Origin of the sequence: Halalkalibacter alkaliphilus (genome assembly GCF_023555415.1) — a bacterium.
Lineage (GTDB): Bacteria > Bacillota > Bacilli > Bacillales > Bacillaceae_D > Halalkalibacter > Halalkalibacter alkaliphilus.
The window spans coordinates 1-18966 of the sequence record NZ_JAKRYL010000018.1; the positions used below are offsets into that span (position 1 = coordinate 1).

Below are 18966 nucleotides of genomic sequence, written 5' to 3' on the forward strand. Positions count from 1 at the left end.
GAGAAAATGGCTATTCATGTCGTACAGTCCGGCGATTCATTGTGGAGAATCTCACAACTTTATAATGTTCCCATACCAACCTTAATGGAAATCAATGGGTTAGAATCACCTTTACTTGTCCCAGGATTATCACTATATATTCCTGCTAATACGCTAACCAATCGCTTCTATGAAATAAGTGCTGGGGATACGCTTTGGTCCATAGCTAGAAGGTATCAAACAACGGTCGAAGCGATTTTAGCAGCGAATCCGCAAATAAACGTCTATTTTCTTCAAATTGGTCAAAGAATTACTGTGCCAACACCGTTAAAAATGAATATGACAACATTGGGATTTTTCGTCCCGTATTCTATTCCATTTTTCTTATCTGTATTTGATCAGTTTGCAAATCAATTAACATATTTAGCCGTTGTTTCCTATTCTTTTACGGAAGAAGGAAGGGCGTATGTAGATCTTCCCGATGATCAAATTCCTGAAAGAGCTCGGCAATTAAATGTTGTGCCATTATTAATGATTCGAAACATTACAGCTGGAGGAGTGTTTAGTGCAGAGTTAGTCGGAACAGTACTTGAAAATCCAACCTTCCGCGGAAATCTAATTCGGAGTTTAATGAATTTTGTCGAGGAAAGGGGATATGGAGGGATAAGTATTGATTTTGAATTTATTCCACCACCAAGGCGAAATGATTTTGTTACCTTTTTAACTGAATTGAAAACGGCATTAGGAGATTTGGTTTTACATGTAAACGTTCATGCGAAAACGGTTGATATTCCAACCAATCCAATTATCGGAGGCCATGATTATCGGGGGATAGCTGAAGTGTCTGATATTGTTGCAGTTATGACAATGGATTATGGTTATCCAGGTGGACCGCCTGATCCGGTTAGTCCAATTTGGTGGGTAGAAGAGGTGATTCGTTATTCTTTAACAGAAATCGATCGAAACAAACTGCAAATTGCCTTGCCGATGTATGGATATGACTGGATTCTAGGAACAAATGTAACAAGAGGATGGTCGCTGAATGCTGCCCAAAACCTAGCTATTAATTCAGGTGCTGTGATTAATTTTGATCCGACAGCAATGTCACCGAACTTTTTATATTGGGTAGGGGCAGAAGGGCATATCGTTTGGTATGAAGATGTTCGTAGTTACGAAGAAAAATACAAACTGATTGATTTTTATGGGTTACTTGGAGCAACCTACTGGGAAACTCGATTGCCGTTCCCTCAAAATTGGGATTATATGGATCAACATATTAACGTACAGAGTTAAATATTAGTAAAAAAGCAATGCTCTCGTGAGTGAGGCATTGCTTTACTATTTGTTTATGCCGCTTTCTTGCTGTAATCATCACAACGGATTTCTGCATTTTTTCTTTGGTAGTAATACCAGTTAAGCCCAATAGAGATCACATAAAATGCAATGAAGTAATACAATGCTGAAATCGGTGTGCCTGTTGTTGATACAGACCAACCAAATAACTGCGGAATAAAGAAAGATCCATATGCAGCAAAAGCTGCTGTAAATCCTAAAACAGGAGCTGCTTCTTTAACTGGAAAGATGATCGGGATCATTTGGAATGTTGAACCAGAACCCATTCCTGCAGCAATAAATAATAGTAAGAACGATACTAAGAACCCAGCAAAGTTTTGTTGGCCGATAAAGTAAATAACAGAAAGGGCTCCAAGTGACATAGCAACAAGTACATAAGCCGTAACTCTCGCACCACCAAATTTATCAGAAACCCATCCGCCAACAGGTCTGAATGCTGCGGCTAAAAAGGCACCTAGAAAGGCTAATGCCACATAGTCAGGGAATTGTGAGCGTAATAATAATGGAAATGCTGCACCGTACCCAATAAATGATCCGAATGTAGCTACATATAAAATAGTCATGATCCACGTATGCTTCCGTTTGACAATAACAAATTGGTCTTTCACTGACTGCTGAGCAGTTGGTAAGTTATCCATTCCGAAATACGCAACAATTGTCATCACAGCAATTGGTATGACCCAAATGAATGCCGCATTTTGTAACCAAATTTCCTGGCCATTTGCTAACAATTGACCTTCGCCACCAATGAAAGCGAATGTACTTACTGCAATGATAAGTGGTGTCACGAATTGAACAACAGAAACCCCCATATTTCCTAAACCACCATTAATACCAAGCGCCGTTCCTTTTTCTTTTTTCGGGAAAAAGAAACTAATGTTTGCTAATGCAGAAGAGAAGTTTCCTCCACCAAGTCCACATAATGCTGCTAACAGCAACATGACCCAGTAAGGTGTATCTGGGTTTTGTACAGCAAAACCGATCCCTATCGTAGGGATTAATAGAACCCCTGTTGAGAATACGACCCAGTTTCTACCACCGAATTTCCCGACAGCAAATGTGTATACAAAACGTAGTGAAGCACCAACAAGTCCTGGAATAGCCGCTAACGTAAATAATTGTTCATCAGTAAAGGCAAAGCCAATGTCATTCAACCTAACTGCTACAACCGACCAAATTTGCCAAACGATAAAGGCGAGCATTAGTGTTGGAACTGAGATCCATAGATTTCTTTTGGCGTGCCTTTTTCCTTCCCTTTCCCAGAATTCTTTGTTCTCTGGATTCCATTCTTTAATTCTTCCCATGTCGATTTCCCCCAATAATGGATTAATATATTTGAAATACATCTTTTTTTCATACTCAAATCATACAAAGTTACCATCCGCATGAAAGTGATGAATGTCACATTCGCGAATGTTTTACAAAGCGCAAAAGCTTGTTTCATGTTTTATATATAATAGGAAAAAAACAGGGGGAGACAGGTTGAAAAAAATAAATATTAAATATGAATCAATTGTTAAAGAAAGAAAAGGGCCTGACAACTTGTGAAAAGTTGAACATTTTTTAAAAGAATGTGATCTATCTCACATAAATGCTGGAATTTTTGTCCTACAATGAGCAGTAGATAAACAATGTGAATTACTGAACAACTTGGAGGGATAAATAATGGCAAAGAGAAAGTTAGTTATGATAGGAAATGGAATGGCAGGCGTTCGCGTCATAGAGGAGATTTTAAAGCTGAACCACGATTTATATGAGATTACAATCTTCGGGAATGAGCCTCATCCTAACTACAATCGTATTCAGTTATCAAATGTGCTTCAAGGAAACACGACATTTGAAGAAACAATAATTAATGATCTGAGTTGGTACGCGTCGAATCTCATTCAACTCTTTACAGGTGAGACAGTAACCGGAATAGACACCAATAAAAAACTTGTCATCTCAGATAAAGGGCGAGAAGTAGCTTACGATGAATTGATTCTAGCAACAGGATCGTTGCCATTTATTTTGCCTGTACCCGGTGCAGATAAAGAAGGTGTCATCGGTTTTCGCGATATTAAAGATTGTGAGGATATGATTCAAACAGCAAAACAATACAAAAAGGCCGTCGTCATTGGTGGAGGATTGTTAGGCTTAGAAGCTGCAAAAGGATTGATTCATTTAGGAATGAAAGTAGATGTTGTACATTTAATGGAACATTTAATGGAACGACAACTTGATGCGGTTGCTTCATCAATGTTGAAGAGAGAATTGGAAGAGCAAGGAATGAACTTCCTAATGGAAAAAGCAACGGTCGAACTTACTGGTACAGATCGAGTTGAAGGCATCCGATTCAAAGACGGTACAGAGACTAAAGCAGATTTAGTTGTAATGGCTGCAGGGATCAAACCAAATGTTAGTCTTGCAAAAGAAAGCGGAATCTATGTAAACAGAGGGATTGTTGTTAATGACTTTATGGAAACTAACATTCCGCATGTATATGCAGTTGGTGAATGTGCGGAACATAGAGAGATTGTTTACGGTCTAGTTGCTCCACTCTATGAACAGGGAAAAGTATTGGCACAAGTACTTTGCAATCAGAAAGATAAAGGATATGAAGGCTCTATAACTGGAACACAATTAAAAGTTTCAGGGGTTGACCTTTTCTCAGCTGGGGAAATTTACGATGATAACACGTCTAAAGCAATTGTTGTTCACAATGAATACGAAGGAATCTATAAAAAGGTATTAGTTCGTGATGATCGTATTGTAGGGATTGTGTTATACGGTGATACAAAAGATAGCAACCGATTGTTTAAAATGCTGAATGAGAAACAAGATGTGTCAGACTTTACTTCTATTTCATTCCTTCAATCTCAAGAATCTTCTAACACAAATGATGTGGCTAGTATGCCAAATGATGAGGTTGTTTGTGGATGTAATGGGATTAGTAAAGAAACGATTGTTAACGCAATCCAAGAGGAAGGAGTCACAACGGTAGAGCAAGTAGGAGGATGCACGAATGCGGGGCGTTCATGTGGACGATGCAAACCTGTCATTCAAGACATTATTGCCTATACTCTTGGAGATGAATTTGCGCAAACAGCCGAGAAAAAGACCGTATGTGGATGTACAACATTAAGCCGTGATGAAGTAGTGGAAGAAATCCGCGAAAAAGGATTAACAACGATCAAAGAAGTTATGAATGTATTACATTGGGAAAATGAAGAAGGTTGTTCAAAATGCCGACCTGCGCTTAATTATTTCTTAGGGATGATTTACCCTGATTATGCGGATGAAAGAGATTCACGTCTAGTAAATGAAAAAATGCATGCAAACATTCAAAAAGACGGTACGTATTCAGTCATTCCGAGAATGTACGGTGGAGTCACAACAGCAAAAGATTTACGCAAATTAGCGGATATTGCAGAGAAGTATGATGTCCAATTACTAAAAATAACGGGTGGACAGCGCATTGGGTTATATGGTCTAGAAAAAGAGAAACTGCCAGCTGTTTGGGAAGACTTAGGTATGCCTTCTGGTTATGCATACGGAAAAACGCTACGGACAGTAAAAACATGTGTTGGAGCGCAATTCTGCCGCTTTGGTACTCAAGATTCTATGAGTCTAGGAATAGAATTAGAGAAACGTTTTGAACGTCTTGATACGCCACACAAAGTAAAAATGGGTGTGTCCGCTTGTCCACGAAACTGTGCAGAAGCAGGGATTAAAGATGTGGGAATTGTCGGTCTTGACGGAGGCTGGGAAATTTACGTAGCAGGAAACGGCGGAACAGACCTCAGAGCTGGAGATCTATTATGCAAAGTGAAAACAGAAGAAGAAGTTTATGAAATTACAGGAGCATATTTACAATATTATCGTGAAACAGCTCTATATTTAGAAAGAACATCTACATGGGTTGAGCGTGTTGGGTTAGATCATGTCAAGGAAGTCTTAGCTAATGAAAAGACAAGAAATGAGTTAAATGAGAGATTAAACCAAACGCTTGCACGTTATGAAGAGCCTTGGCAAAAAGCAGTAGAAGAAGAGCAAATCCGTAATGCTTATTATTCAAAACGTGAATTATTAAAATTATAAAATAGAAGGGAGAGGAATCTAATGATTTCTACTGGAACTCGAATCAATATTTGTAATTATAATCAACTGCCAAGTATAATTGGACAAGTTTTTGTCGTAGATCATGAAGAAATTGCTGTGTTTCGACTTTCAAATGGAGAGGTACGAGCAATCGAAAACAAAAGTCCGCATCCAAAGGGGGGAAAATTAGCTGATGGTCTAATAAGTGGTGAATTTGTCTATTGTCCGATTCATGATTGGAAAATTTCACTTGTCGATGGGAAAGTTCAAGCTCCTGATAGAGGACTTGTCAAAACTTTTCCAATTGAAATAGACGGAGAAGATGTTTATCTCATTGTTTAACATCACGTTACGTATTCAATAATTTGTCACGAATAAAAGTGGTATTTGTGATAAAAATCACATTGTTTTATTCGAATATCTATTAATCTTATAAGTGTAAGGTAATAAAAGTTATTTCAGCTAGTCAACTGGTTAGGTGTATGATGAGAGATTGTAATTAAGTGAATGGTTATGCACCTGACCTTGTGAATGAATTCACATTATTTTAGTGAAAATTAACCTTTAGATGTAGAGAGTGAGGGTGAATGTAAATGAACCACTGGAGAACATTCAATCAAGGAAAATGGCAATCGGATGTAGATGTAAGAGATTTTATTCAAAGTAACTACGTTTTATATGAAGGAAATGACGAGTTTTTAGAAAAAGCAACCGATCATTCACGAAAGCTATGGGATCAAATTATGGATCTAAGTAAAAAAGAACGTGAAAACGGTGGCGTGTTAAGCATGGATACATCGATCGTTTCAACGATTGTATCTCATGGGCCAGGATACTTAAATCAAGAAATAGAACAAGTTGTCGGCTTGCAAACGGATGAACCTTTTAAAAGATCGATGCAACCATTTGGCGGCATTCGAATGGCTGCTGATTCGTGCAACGCATACGGATATACATTATCCCCTGAAGTAGAAGAGATTTTTACGAAATATCGCAAAACACATAACCAAGGCGTGTTTGATGCCTACACTCCAGAGATGAGAATGGCTCGTAAGGCAGGAATTGTTACAGGTCTTCCGGATGCTTACGGACGAGGAAGAATCATTGGAGATTACCGTAGAGTAGCCCTTTACGGAGTAGATTTCTTAATGAAACAAAAACAAGATGATTTAAATACAACAGGTTCGATCATGTCGGAAGATGTGATACGTGACCGCGAAGAAATAGCTGAACAAATTAGAGCACTTAAGGAATTAAAGGAAATGGCAGCGTCATATGGTTTTGATATTTCACAACCAGCCACGACGGCGAAAGAAGCGTTCCAATGGTTGTACTTTTCTTACTTAGCAGCGATCAAAGAGCAAAATGGAGCAGCAATGAGCTTAGGCCGTGTCTCCACGTTCCTAGATATTTATATTGAGCGTGACTTACAGGAAGGTACTTTAACAGAAGTGGAAGCTCAAGAGCTTGTTGATCATTTCGTTATGAAACTACGTCTTGTAAAATTTGCACGAACACCTGATTACAATGAGTTATTCAGTGGGGACCCAACGTGGGTGACAGAATCAATTGGCGGTGTTGGTGTAGACGGCAGACCGCTTGTAACGAAGAACTCGTTTAGATTCTTGCATACATTAGACAACTTAGGACCGGCACCAGAACCAAACTTAACTGTATTGTGGTCCAATCAGTTACCAAAAGGGTTTAAAGAGTATTGCTCAAATATGTCGATTAAAACAAGTTCGATCCAATACGAAAATGATGATCTAATGAGAGCAAGTTACGGAGATGATTATGGAATTGCTTGTTGTGTAAGTGCGATGAAAATTGGTAAACAAATGCAGTTTTTCGGGGCACGTGCGAACTTAGCTAAAGCACTATTGTATGCTATCAATGGTGGAATTGATGAAAAGTTAAAAATGCAAGTGGGGCCTGCAATAGCGCCTATTACAGATGAATATTTAGATTACAATAAAGTTGTTGCGAACTTTGATAAAGTAATGGATTGGTTGGCAGAGTTATATATGAATACGCTTAACATCATCCACTACATGCATGATAAGTATAGTTATGAGCGGATTGAAATGGCTCTTCATGACAAAGAAGTGATTCGCACAATGGCGTGTGGTATTGCTGGTTTATCTGTTACGGCTGATAGTTTAAGTGCTATTAAACATACGAAAGTAAAAGTCATTCGTGACGAACAAGGCATTGCTGTTGATTACGAAATTGAAGGCGATTATCCAAAGTATGGAAACAATGATGATCGTGTAGACGACATTGCTGTTTCATTAGTGAAAACGTTTATGAATAAATTGAAAAAACATAAAACGTATCGCAATGCAATTCCGACGATGTCCGTTTTAACGATTACAAGTAACGTTGTATATGGTAAGAAAACAGGAAACACACCTGATGGAAGAAAAGCTGGTGAGCCATTTGCACCAGGAGCAAACCCGCTGCATGGACGCGATCAAAAGGGTGCTCTTGCGTCACTAACATCGGTTGCGAAAATTCCATATGAGTATTCACTAGATGGTGTATCAAATACATTTAGTATTGTACCAAAGGCGCTAGGAAAAGAAGATCAAGATCAAACAGCAAATCTAGTGGGAATTCTAGATGGTTATGCAAAACAAGGGGGCCATCATTTAAATATTAATGTGTTCAACCGTGATACATTGATTGATGCGATGGAACATCCAGAAGAGTATCCACAATTAACGATTCGGGTATCAGGTTATGCTGTTAACTTCATAAAGTTAACACGTGACCAACAAATTGACGTCATTAATCGTACATTCCACGAATCGCTGTAATATAATTGTGCCCCCAGCTAAGAAACAAAAAATGATAGTAACTAGCGGGGGCAATTTTCGTCACCTTGGTTATCTAGGAAAATGAGGGATAAATGATGATTGGAAAAATTCATTCAATAGAAACTTGTGGAACCGTTGATGGTCCAGGATTACGATATATTGTTTTCATGCAAGGCTGCTTGCTGCGCTGTCAATATTGTCATAATCCAGATACGTGGAAAATTGGTGAAGGAAAAGATATCACCGTAGATGAAATCGTTAATGACCTGAAGTCTTATTTGCCTTACTTTGAGAGTAGTGGAGGGGGAATTACAGTATCAGGGGGAGAACCATTGCTTCACCTCGATTTCCTTATCGAACTATTTACGAAATGCAAGGAATTAGGGATTCACACGACAATTGATTCATCTGGTGGCTGTTTCCAAGAGCATCCCGAATTTTTACGAAAACTAGATAAACTATTATCATTGACAGATTTAATTTTGTTAGATATTAAGCATATTGATACAAAAAAGCATCATGCATTGACAGGAATGAAAAATGATCACATTTTAAAGTTTGCTAAGTTTTTGTCCAATAAAAACATCCCAATTTGGGTTCGACATGTATTAGTACCAGGTATTTCTGATGATGTCAAAGACTTAAAGAACTTACGACAATTTATTGATGAGTTAGAAAATGTGGAAAGAGTCGAAGTGTTGCCTTATCACAAATTAGGTGTTTATAAATGGAAAGAGCTGGGTTTAGACTATGCATTAGAAGATGTCGAGCCTCCGACTGAAGAATCTGTATTGGAAGCAAAAACGTTACTGAGAAGTAGATAATATGTGAAGCACATGGTAGACAAAAGAAGAAATAAGTAGATGTTTAAGCGCTCGAATATAAATGTTCGAGTGCTTTTAACATGGTTTAATACGTTCAACTTCTAGTGTATTAGAAGTCAGTACTTTAATTAGCTAAGATTTCCAAATAGTGATCAATGTCACAGCAACCCCCTAAAGGTGCATGTAAAATACATGTTATAGAAGAATTAAATTTTATTGCAAATTTGGAGGGGATGTAGATGTTTTGTCATCAATGTGAGCAAACACCAACAGGGGGATGCAACATCATAGGCGTTTGTGGAAAAAATGAAGATATTGCCAGTTTGCAAGATACACTTGTTTTTGCGTTAAAAGGAATTGCTGCTTATGCAACTCACGCAAGACAATTAGGCTTCTCTGACCCAGAGGTAGATGCTACAACACATGAAGCATTGTATATGACGTTAACAAACTCAAATTTTAATATGCAAGAACATATTGATATGGCGATGAAAGTCGGAAGCTCTGCAGTCAAAGTGATGGAACTGTTAGATCAAGCCCATACAAGTAGATTAGGTGTTCCGGAACCAATCACCGTTTCCCAGAACAAAGTTGAAGGAAAAGCGATTATTGTAACAGGACACAATTTATTTGCATTAGAAGAATTGCTTAAGCAAACAGATGGAAAAGGAATTAATATTTATACACACTCGGAAATGCTTCCAGCTCATGGATACCCTGAACTAAAGAAATATCCGCATTTAAAAGGAAACATTGGGAAAGCATGGTTCGATCAACGTCGCTTGTTTGAGAAATTTCCTGGAGCCATTCTTGCAACGACTAACTGTGTTATGCCAATTAAAGGAAGCTATTCGCACCGATTCTTCTCGTATGATATTGCAGGGCTAGAAGGCGTAGAAAAAATCTTGAATGACGACTTTACACCTTTAATCGAAAAAGCACTATCCCTACCTGATGCAAATATGGAGAGTGAAGAAGTATTAACTACCGGATTCCACCATAATACTGTAATTGGAATTGCTCCAGAAATTGTCGATGCTGTCAAAGCAGGAAAAATTCAACGTTTTTTCGTTATCGCAGGATGTGACGCGCCAGGACCTGGAGGCAAATACTACCGTGAACTGGCAACATCCCTACCAAACGATACGGTCATTTTAACGACTTCCTGTGGAAAGTTTCGATTCAATGATTATGATTTTGGAACGGTAGCTGATACGGGCATTCCTCGTTATATTGATCTAGGGCAGTGTAACAACTCTGTATCAACAGTGAAAATTGCACTCGCTTTAGCAGAAGCATTTGACTGTGAAGTAAATGAGTTACCTGTAAGCATTGTCTTATCATGGTTTGAGCAAAAAGCTGTTGCGATCTTACTTGGTTTATTCAGTTTAGGAATCAAAGACATTCGAATTGGACCGAAACCACCTGAGTGGATTACTCCAGGAGTTCTAAACGTGTTACAGGAGGCATTTGATTTGAAGCTGATTACTAATGCAAAAGAGGATATGAGAGATATGCTAGCGTTGAACTAACATGAGGCTTATGTATCAAAAATCTCAGTCTCACTAAAGCATTATAAACCACATAACGAGACGTTTTGTCTTACCTTTATTAGTAGTCTATAAAAGCTTTTCATCAATTAAATGAAATTGGTGAAAAGCTTTTTCTGATAATTAGCAGGCTGATGTGTATACATATCGTAGTTCCACTATTATGAATTACGAGGAGTATACAAGGCAAAAAAAATAGGAGAGTGTTCTCTCCTTGTTACTGCTATTCTTGCCCGTTAATTGGCGAACCAGTTGAAGTATGTTCATTTATCCAATCAAGAGATACCTTAGAAACGGCTGACCAATTAGGGATTTGGTTGCTATGACCTTCTACCCAACTCATACAATATTGTGAGTCTATGCTGTTTTGTTGGCATTGTTCTAAAAAAGACTGAATGTTTTGCTCCGTGCAATTTTCCCATGAACCACATGTTTCAGCCCAAATTCGTTCCATTTCTTGTTTAATACTATTAACCAATTTAAATTCCTCCTTGATTTATTTCTGACAAAGTAAGTTTGTCCAAACGGAGGCATTTTATTAATGAGATAAATTAATTCATTAGATCTGTCTGATCAAACAGGCTATTTTTTTGTAAATAAGCTATTATCCAAACAACTACTGCGTTTACTACATAAAGTAATTAGTAGATAAGATCATTTCTTATACTATGTCGTAAGATGGGGGCAAATCATGTCTGGATATGGATATGCAAATGGATTTACGTTAATTGTAGTTCTATTTATTCTTTTAATCATTGTAGGGGCTTCAGCAGTAGGTTACGGCTACTAATCAGATAGGCAGATTTGATAACAATGTTATTGAATCTGCCTTTTTGTACAAATGCATCTATACAGATGATTGATAATTTTCTTATCAATTACGTTACTAATTGTTCTATACTACTTTACTTAGTAGACGTCTCCACCGTAATCATAAGGTGTGAAATGGTCTTCAGGAAAACAACGGTATACCCATCTACATTCTCGGACCCAACGGCATCTGGGTGGGCGCGGTGGACGAGGTGGGAAAGGTGGATAGAAAGGCTGTCCATAAGGTTGGGCATAACGTTGTGCTTCAAACTGTTGAGTATTCAATAAGTTTTGGTCATTAACAAGCTGTCCGTTTGGTACCATTCCAAATTGATGATTCAAAATAATCTCTCCTTAAATTTCAATTTGTTGATTTGTTTAATACAATTACACTATATGATTATCGATTGTAATGTTTATAGACTTCTACCTAAATACAAGCCTGATTTTTAGGTATTTGAACTAGCCGTTTTTTAAAACGAAATTCATCCTGCAAGGTTAAGAGTAATAATTGGTAGGGGAAAGAAATAACAATCTAGGTATGATGAGATTATTCAAACCAACATACAAATCCGCAAATAAGAGAATAATAGATCGACGTCCAAGAGGATCTTGGAACGTTGATTTTTTTTGGAGAAAGAAATATGAAGTAGTAACCATGATGTAGCTAGGTAATTCCATAGATTTACTAGTTAACTTGTCCAACCAATCATAAATTGATTGCATATACTAGAGTTGTATACAGGAGAAAAATACCAATGGGTGTAATTGGTAGAACTGTATATAGAAAGTGAATAATTAACAGGAGGTGAATGAGAATATGAACCAAAATCCACTTTTTCATAACATTGAGAAAAAAACAGGTGTAAAGATGAATGATGTGATGAGGTTAGCTAATTCTTTTCAACATGCTAATTTCAAGGATGAAGCAACAGTTAGAAGGTTAATTAAACAAGTTGGAAGATTGGCAAACAAACCTGTAAGAAAAGAAACAGAAGACCAAATAGTCCATGCTATTATAAACGGATCACAGTCTATGGACTTTAATACGATTGCAAGAATGTTAGATAAGAAATAATATACTTCACGAAGTTCGGTAAAGTGAGGAAAGGAGAGGAAACAAATCTATTGAAGGTATAAGCCTTCTTTTTTTATGGCTTTTTTAGGGGAGATAGAATGTGTATGGTTGCTCGATATCCTGGTAAGGAAGGGAATTTTATGTATAAATGGTATGGTTGAACTATAATAGTGTTATTACATAAGGAATTTCCTAGTGTCTTTATAGAATGACAAGCAACAAGCTAAAATTTGGAGATGAGATAATGATCGTTGCACAAGACAGTACCGGCCAATTTACAACAATTCAAGCAGCAGTAGATAGCTTACCAAAAAATAATAGACAAACAATTACAATTCAGATAAAAGAAGGGATTTATGAAGAAAAACTGGTTATTGATAAACCGAATATTACAATTGAAAGTATTGGACGAGACAAGGTCATAATTACATTTGGAGATTATGCTAGGAGAATACAAAAGAATGGAGAGGAAATGGGGACGTTCGGATCTTATACTAGCCTAATAACAGGGGATAATTTTTCAGCAAAGAATGTGACGTTTCAAAATCATGCAGGTCCCGGATCTATAGTTGGACAAGCTTTAGCTGTATATGTAGACGCGGATCGAATTTCATTTGAAAATTGCTCTTTTTTAGGTAATCAAGATACAGTGTTCACGGGCCCATTGCCACCTAAACCAATGAAGGGTGATCGTTTTGGTGGTCCTAGAGATGGGCTGGTAAGAACAGTAGGTAGAAGCTACTTCAAAAACTGTTATATCGAAGTGGATGTTGACTTTATTTTTGGTTCGGCTACTAGTGTTTTCCATCAGTGTGAGATCTTTTGTCTTGATCGATCGATGGATGTGAACGGTTATCTCACTGCTGCATCTACACCCGAAGACACCAAATTTGGTTATGTTTTTATTGATTGTCATTTAACAAGTAACGCTGCGCCAAACACAGTTTATTTAGGACGACCGTGGAGAAATTATGCGAAAACAGCATTTATAAATTGCTGGATGGGATCGCACATAAAAGAAGAGGGCTGGCATAATTGGAATAAGCCTGAAGCAGAAAAAACAACGTGCTATGCAGAATATAACAGTTATGGACCGGGTGGGAATATGGATAGAAGAGTACGTTGGGCAAAGCAATTAACAGAAGAAGAAGCAAAAGAGTACTCAATTAAAACCATATTAGGCAATTGGAAAAATGAATGTTAATGGAAGGAGGCTAGACACGTTCTAATAGGGCTTTAAGATCAATTACTCAGTAGCCTGATTATATTTTACCAAGAAAGGGAAGAAATTATTTCACTTCCCTTAATCCCTTCCCCTCATGAATCTCTTGAACCCCTTCTTCACAATAACCAAAAGAACGCCAGGAACAAGTTTCGCAGATTATTTTAATATCAGTTGGAATGGTATGTTTTCTAATACAGGACTCGATATACTTCCATTTTACAATTTGGCCGATTTTAAGCTCCATCTTTGCTAAGATAGCGATGTCTTTTTCATAAATATTTTTGCTATGACAGTGATATTCACCTGAGTTGGGATACTTATCACACAAGTCGTCTGGACCTTCTACAAGCTGGATCCACGTGTCGGGGTTTTCTCTCAGTGTTTGATGCAGTTGAGTCATGTTTTCCACGTATTCTCGGGAATAGCCCATCCCCCTATAGCCCAAAAGACAAAAAAGGTGATGACCTCGTAGTTTATACATCATTTGCCCCCTTGGTCCTCAGTACAATTAGGTTAACTATGTAAACTTATAAACGTAATTAGTTAACAATATTCATCTTATCACAACATATTACATCAACTGTACCTTTTATTTAGATCAAACAAAAAAATAAAGCTGCTTTCTTTTTTGTTTGAATAATCCTTCCTTTTTTATCAAAAATAACATTGTAATACTATTTAATAGGAGATGAATTGATGAAAAAGAAAATGTTGCAGTTGTTGTTTGTTGTAGTTCTTTTATCTAGTTTCCAAACTTTTGATAACATGACTGTTTATGCGAATGAGTCAGGGTTAGGCGATATGTCGCAACAGTTCTGGTGGAAAAAAGACAAGGCAGATAAACCTAAGGAAGATTTTCCAGACCTTAGAGGAGGTCCAGAAAATCCAGAGCGAGTTCGTCAGCAACCTGTTGATATGACGATCTTACAGCAACGATATCCAGATACGTTTATCTTACAAGGTCCTACTGATCAAAACAGAATCGCTTTAACCTTCGATGATGGTCCTGATCCACGTTTTACTGAGGAAGTATTAAATGTTTTAAATCAGTATAATGTACCGAGTACGTTTTTCTTGATGGGGTCAAGGGCTATTGCTTATCCAGAAATTGTACAGCGTATTAATAATGAAGGTCATGTCATTGCTAACCACACATATTTCCATCCTAACCTTGTTAAAAAAGCCGATATCCCAACACTTGAAAGGGAAGTAACAAGAACGGAAGATGTTCTGAATGACATTATTGGTTACCGAACTAGCTTATTTCGACCACCATATGGCTTTTTATATAATGAATTAGTCGAGAAGCTCGCTGAGATGCAATATTTAATTATCGGCTGGACAGTCGATTCGTTGGATTGGGAGGAAGATCCACCTGAAGTTATTGCTTCAAATGTGTTAGATAATGTTCATCCAGGAGCGATTATTCTTATGCATGACGGTGCAGATTGGGATGGAGATAGAACGAATACTATTGAATCGCTTCATCAAATTATCCCAACTTTACAAGAACAAGGCTACGAATTTGTCACAGTGCCTGAATTATTGAATGTTCCATTTGCGAGATAAACAATGAACCGTCAGCTGAGGCTGTCGGTTTTTCATATTCTAAGGATAAGCTGTATTATTTAAAGTAGAAGACTTTCTAGATTAGTTCATCATTCTCGTTATTACTTATAGACAAATGATTCTTACAAATTTCAGGGGGATTCTGATACAACATTCACTATACCCGATTATTGACCTAATTACTGTTTCCGGTATAAAAATCCCACCCTTTTTCGTTGTTATATCATAAATATATAATAAAAACGAAAGGGTTGATAATGAATGAATATAGAAGTATCTGGATTTTTGTACCACTCTGATGGAAGTGAATCTCAACACTCACATAATCTATATATAACAAAATGGGATGGTAAGCCTGTTCATACTCATGAGTTTAAAGGTGTGACATCGTTTGATGTAGGTCATGATCATCGATATGCAGGAACAACAGAACCTGCTCCAAGTGGAGTACAACATACCCATCGCTACTTTACCTTTACAAGCTTTGATGCTGAACATAAGCATATGATTAAAGGTGTCACTGGCCCCGCTATTTTTCTCCCTAGTGGAGGGCATTATCATGAATTCAGTGGAGTTACTTCCATTGATGGTCCCACCCCACACAGACACAAATATCGTGGTAGAACAAGTTTATAGTCAACAAAATAATAGATTTAAAATAGAGTAATTGCCCTCGACAAATACCGTGTCTCTCAAAATCTTGCAACATAAACTATCTAGTAAGAAGGATATCTTTTATTGAAAGGAGGGACACGACATGTCTTACGGAAGCAACTTTGCGTTAATTGTAGTGTTGTTTATTTTATTAATCATTGTTGGAGCAGCGTTTGTTAGAACTTACTAAGTAAGGAGAAAAGAGTCAACATTTTTTGTGTTGACTCTTTTCTTTATTTGAACATTATAGAAGACTGCTATTGGGCTAAACTTAAAAGGTGAACTTTAGTATAACGAAGTGTCATAACATTTAATTCCTCTTTTTTATAAAAGGTGTGGTTTTTTCACAAATGCTATATTAAAGTTATTTCCTGTTTTTTAAAAAGCGTGAATAAAAAAATCTAGCATTATAGTAATTGAAGTAGCACAATAGAATAACTAGAAATGTAAAATTCCAAGGTAATATTATCCAATTGTGTATAGATATTTACAATAGTCTGAAAAGATATTATAGTCGGAAGTGTAAGATTCATAATACTTAAGGAGGGGGAAGGCAGATGTTATTTGACTTTCTTAAAATGAAGTCTATATTAATTGGTATTATTGCTGGAATTCTCATTGGAGTTATAGGAACTTTATAGTAGTTTCCTAGACAAATTTTTTATTTATTGAGCCTTTAGGATTTATTACTAAATTCTAAACGGCATATTTTTTTGGAGACTTGAACCTTTATAGATTCAAGTCTCTTTTGTCTTATATCTGAACGGAATGGATGAAGACTAAACGATCTAGGGCTTTCGATATTAAATGAAAAAGATCTCATAACAAATTAAAAAAGGCAGTAAGAAGAAAGAAATAAATGAGAAAAATTGGTTACTCTAATCTATATCAATAAGGAATAGGAGAGTAACTATGTTTTCGGCAGCAATGTGGGGAGCTGTAGCAGGTTCATCCCTCGTATTAGGTGCATTACTTGGAATTTATAAGGATATTCCTAACAAAGTGTCGGCCTTTGTGATGGCATTTGGAACAGGTGTACTCATTGGAGCAGCAACCTTTGAACTATTGTCCGATGCAGTTCGAGATGGCGGCATTATTTATCCATCTCTTGGCTTTCTAATTGGCGCAACATTGTTCATTGTTGCAGAACTCATCATAAGCAAAAAAGGAGGACAGGAGCGGAAACGCTCAAAAGAAAATCCATCAAGTCACTCAGGAATGGCTATTTTTATAGGAACGATTATTGATGCCATTCCTGAGTCTGTCATTATAGGAGTAAGTTTGCTTGAAAATCAGTCTGTAAGCTGGGTCATTGTTATTGCCATTTTCATAAGTAATTTTCCAGAGGGATTATCAAGTAGTATAGGTTTCAAAAAGGATGGCTATAAAAAAGGGAGAATTTTATTTCTTTGGTTAGTTGTTATGGTTTTGTCTTCTGTAAGTGCCCTTTTAGGATATGCGTTAATTGATCCTGCTTCAACAAAAGTCATTACAACAATTGGCGCTTTTGCCGCAGGTGGGATTTTTGCAATGGTGTCATCAACCATGCTTCCCGAGGCTTTCGAAGAAGGAGGCCCGATTGTGGGGTATGTGTCTGCTTTAGGGTTATTAACTGCTTTGATTTTAACGTATTTTGAGTAATTCATAATCTGAATTTTTAAAAGAGGAACAGCTTAATTTTTACTTGTGACATTCCAAGAGGGAAATTTTTAGTTATATAGCTAAACAACATAGGGCTCATCTACGACTATTTCACAGTACAATTATCATAAAAACGCTTGGATTGAGCGTTTTTTATTATGTTTTTTACCCGCATATGCGAAAAATCATCTCAACACAGCTAAAAATTAACTTTAGTAAACAACCATAGAAGAATAAAGATAGTTGAACTTATTCCGCAAATTTGAATTAAGGTGCGCTTTCTTTGAGCGTTGTTTTTTGCAAAGTATATCGCAGCCCATATCGCAGAGACTACTCCTAATACTGCAATGCTAATCCAAAATAACATAATAAATTCCCCCTTCGAAATAATTAAAGTATATGTAAGTTAATTTGATAAGTACGAACTCCTGCATGAATCGCAAGTAGAGCCTCTGTAAATATGAAATTCATACCGAGTAACTAAGTAACTAATTACTTATTATTTAGTTTATCAATTTTATTAGAAATCTCGTCTAGTTTTTTCAGAAGTAATATATCATTATGATTTTTTGCTCGCATAAAGCGTAGAATGCTAATTAAGAAATAAATGATAAAACCAATTATAGATAAGTATAAAAGTAACCCAATCCCATAACCACTCATAGAAGAACACCACCTTAAATAAGAAATGAAAATATCATTTCTTATTTTATCATTGATAAAGAGTTATTTGGAACTTATATCCATCAGTTACTAAAAATTTGATTAATTGTTTTTATGTATGGGGGAATGACAATCATTGTTACAGAATTATTATGTGTCAATAGTTTGTTCGATTAGAGCAACAAAAAGCTCGGGTACACCGAGCTTTTTTGCACAATATTTTTATTGAATATTATTGATCTTCGTTTAGATCAATCGTTACTTCCAACTGCTTCAGAAAGTTAGGCGAGTTCATCAAAACTGTATTTAAAACGAATTCTTCTTGATGAAGTGAATGAGAGAATGTAAGTTGAAATTTATTGTTCGTACCGTCAACTCGTGTCGCTGATTGGTCAGAGTCATATCTGGTACCTTTAGAATCTTCAATCCATATAGCGTTTGCTTGTTTGTATAAATGATCCCCATCTACCGTATAGATTAATGTCAAAACCCCATCTGTTTCAACTACGTCCAATACAGTCACTTCTCCTATATCTCCTTGAGGGAGGATGAGCTTTTCTCCCTGCCATTTTCTCTTTATAATGTTTGGAATGGATTCATCTCTTTCACGGAGAAATGGCTTAATTGTAATTGAATTTGGCAGGGGATCGAGTGGTTCAAAATAGTGTTTAAAAGTATGAATCACTTTCCCGTCTTGTGGGCCGCCACCACCACCGCCGCC

At 36.8% G+C, this 18966-nt stretch carries 18 protein-coding genes; 13 read left to right on the forward strand and 5 right to left on the reverse strand.

The genetic code is table 11. The features are described 5' to 3' along the window. Positions 1-1272, forward strand: a 1272-nt coding sequence (locus MF646_RS16095) for a LysM peptidoglycan-binding domain-containing protein (protein WP_250097539.1), incomplete at its 5' end; no start/stop codon positions are given. 53 nt (positions 1273-1325) lie between these two features. Here MF646_RS16095 and MF646_RS16100 read toward each other — a convergent pair. Beyond that, positions 1326-2636, reverse strand: coding sequence for a NarK family nitrate/nitrite MFS transporter (locus MF646_RS16100; RefSeq protein ID WP_250097540.1), 1311 nt, complete (start codon positions 2634-2636; stop codon positions 1326-1328). Between the two features lie 361 nt (positions 2637-2997). On the opposite strand from MF646_RS16100, the gene nirB reads away from it, so the two are divergent. The 5 genes from nirB (at position 2998) to hcp (ending at position 10587) form a co-directional block, all read left to right on the forward strand. After that, positions 2998-5412 carry a nitrite reductase large subunit NirB gene (gene nirB, locus MF646_RS16105; protein WP_250097541.1) on the forward strand — a complete coding sequence of 805 codons (2415 nt, stop codon included), beginning with the start codon at positions 2998-3000 and terminating at the stop codon, positions 5410-5412. A 21-nt stretch (positions 5413-5433) separates the two neighbouring features. Beyond that, positions 5434-5754, forward strand: a complete 321-nt coding sequence (nirD, locus tag MF646_RS16110; protein ID WP_250097542.1) for a nitrite reductase small subunit NirD — start codon at positions 5434-5436, stop codon at positions 5752-5754. A gap of 251 nt (positions 5755-6005) precedes the next feature. Further along, entirely contained in the window at positions 6006-8231 is a 2226-nt protein-coding gene (gene pflB, locus MF646_RS16115; protein WP_250097543.1) for a formate C-acetyltransferase, read from the forward strand. 92 nt (positions 8232-8323) lie between these two features. Then, positions 8324-9055 (forward strand): pyruvate formate-lyase-activating protein, encoded by a 732-nt coding sequence (gene pflA / locus MF646_RS16120; protein WP_250097544.1) that lies wholly within the window; start codon positions 8324-8326, stop codon positions 9053-9055. Positions 9056-9294: 239 nt separating this feature from the next. Then, on the forward strand, positions 9295-10587 hold the full coding sequence (gene hcp / locus MF646_RS16125; RefSeq protein ID WP_250097545.1) for a hydroxylamine reductase: 1293 nt from the start codon (positions 9295-9297) through the stop codon (positions 10585-10587). A 241-nt stretch (positions 10588-10828) separates the two neighbouring features. On the opposite strand, the gene MF646_RS16130 is transcribed toward hcp, so the two are convergent. Then, the gene (locus MF646_RS16130) at positions 10829-11083 is read right to left on the reverse strand and encodes a hypothetical protein (RefSeq protein WP_250097546.1); all 255 of its coding nucleotides are present in this window, start codon (positions 11081-11083) and stop codon (positions 10829-10831) included. A 213-nt stretch (positions 11084-11296) separates the two neighbouring features. On the opposite strand from MF646_RS16130, the gene MF646_RS16135 reads away from it, so the two are divergent. After that, on the forward strand, positions 11297-11395 hold the full coding sequence (locus MF646_RS16135) for a YjcZ family sporulation protein (RefSeq protein WP_250097547.1): 99 nt from the start codon (positions 11297-11299) through the stop codon (positions 11393-11395). A 119-nt stretch (positions 11396-11514) separates the two neighbouring features. Here the strand turns inward: MF646_RS16135 and MF646_RS16140 are convergent, their stop codons facing one another. Then, complete coding sequence (locus tag MF646_RS16140; protein WP_250097548.1) at positions 11515-11757, reverse strand: hypothetical protein; 243 nt, start codon at positions 11755-11757, stop codon at positions 11515-11517. Positions 11758-12235: 478 nt separating this feature from the next. On the opposite strand from MF646_RS16140, the gene spoVIF reads away from it, so the two are divergent. Beyond that, entirely contained in the window at positions 12236-12493 is a 258-nt protein-coding gene (gene spoVIF / locus MF646_RS16145) for a sporulation-specific transcription regulator SpoVIF (RefSeq protein WP_250097549.1), read from the forward strand. 244 nt (positions 12494-12737) lie between these two features. Beyond that, a complete protein-coding gene (locus tag MF646_RS16150; RefSeq protein ID WP_250097550.1) occupies positions 12738-13697 on the forward strand; it encodes a pectinesterase family protein in 960 nt (319 codons plus the stop codon). 85 nt (positions 13698-13782) lie between these two features. Here MF646_RS16150 and MF646_RS16155 read toward each other — a convergent pair whose 3' ends face one another. Then, positions 13783-14199: a DUF1284 domain-containing protein gene (locus MF646_RS16155; RefSeq protein WP_250097551.1), complete on the reverse strand. Its 417-nt coding sequence runs from the start codon at positions 14197-14199 to the stop codon at positions 13783-13785. Between the two features lie 215 nt (positions 14200-14414). Between MF646_RS16155 and MF646_RS16160 the strand changes: the two genes are divergently transcribed. From MF646_RS16160 to MF646_RS16175, 4 genes are all read left to right on the forward strand, one after another. Beyond that, positions 14415-15287: a polysaccharide deacetylase family protein gene (locus tag MF646_RS16160; protein ID WP_250097552.1), complete on the forward strand. Its 873-nt coding sequence runs from the start codon at positions 14415-14417 to the stop codon at positions 15285-15287. A gap of 261 nt (positions 15288-15548) precedes the next feature. Beyond that, on the forward strand, positions 15549-15923 hold the full coding sequence (locus MF646_RS16165; RefSeq protein WP_250097553.1) for a YmaF family protein: 375 nt from the start codon (positions 15549-15551) through the stop codon (positions 15921-15923). 121 nt (positions 15924-16044) lie between these two features. Next, positions 16045-16131, forward strand: a complete 87-nt coding sequence (locus MF646_RS16170) for a YjcZ family sporulation protein (RefSeq protein WP_250097621.1) — start codon at positions 16045-16047, stop codon at positions 16129-16131. A gap of 722 nt (positions 16132-16853) precedes the next feature. Next, positions 16854-17582, forward strand: coding sequence for a ZIP family metal transporter (locus MF646_RS16175; protein ID WP_250097554.1), 729 nt, complete (start codon positions 16854-16856; stop codon positions 17580-17582). Between the two features lie 895 nt (positions 17583-18477). On the opposite strand, the gene MF646_RS16180 is transcribed toward MF646_RS16175, so the two are convergent. Then, positions 18478-18930, reverse strand: a complete 453-nt coding sequence (locus MF646_RS16180) for a hypothetical protein (RefSeq protein WP_250097555.1) — start codon at positions 18928-18930, stop codon at positions 18478-18480. Positions 18931-18966: the final 36 nt, after the last annotated feature.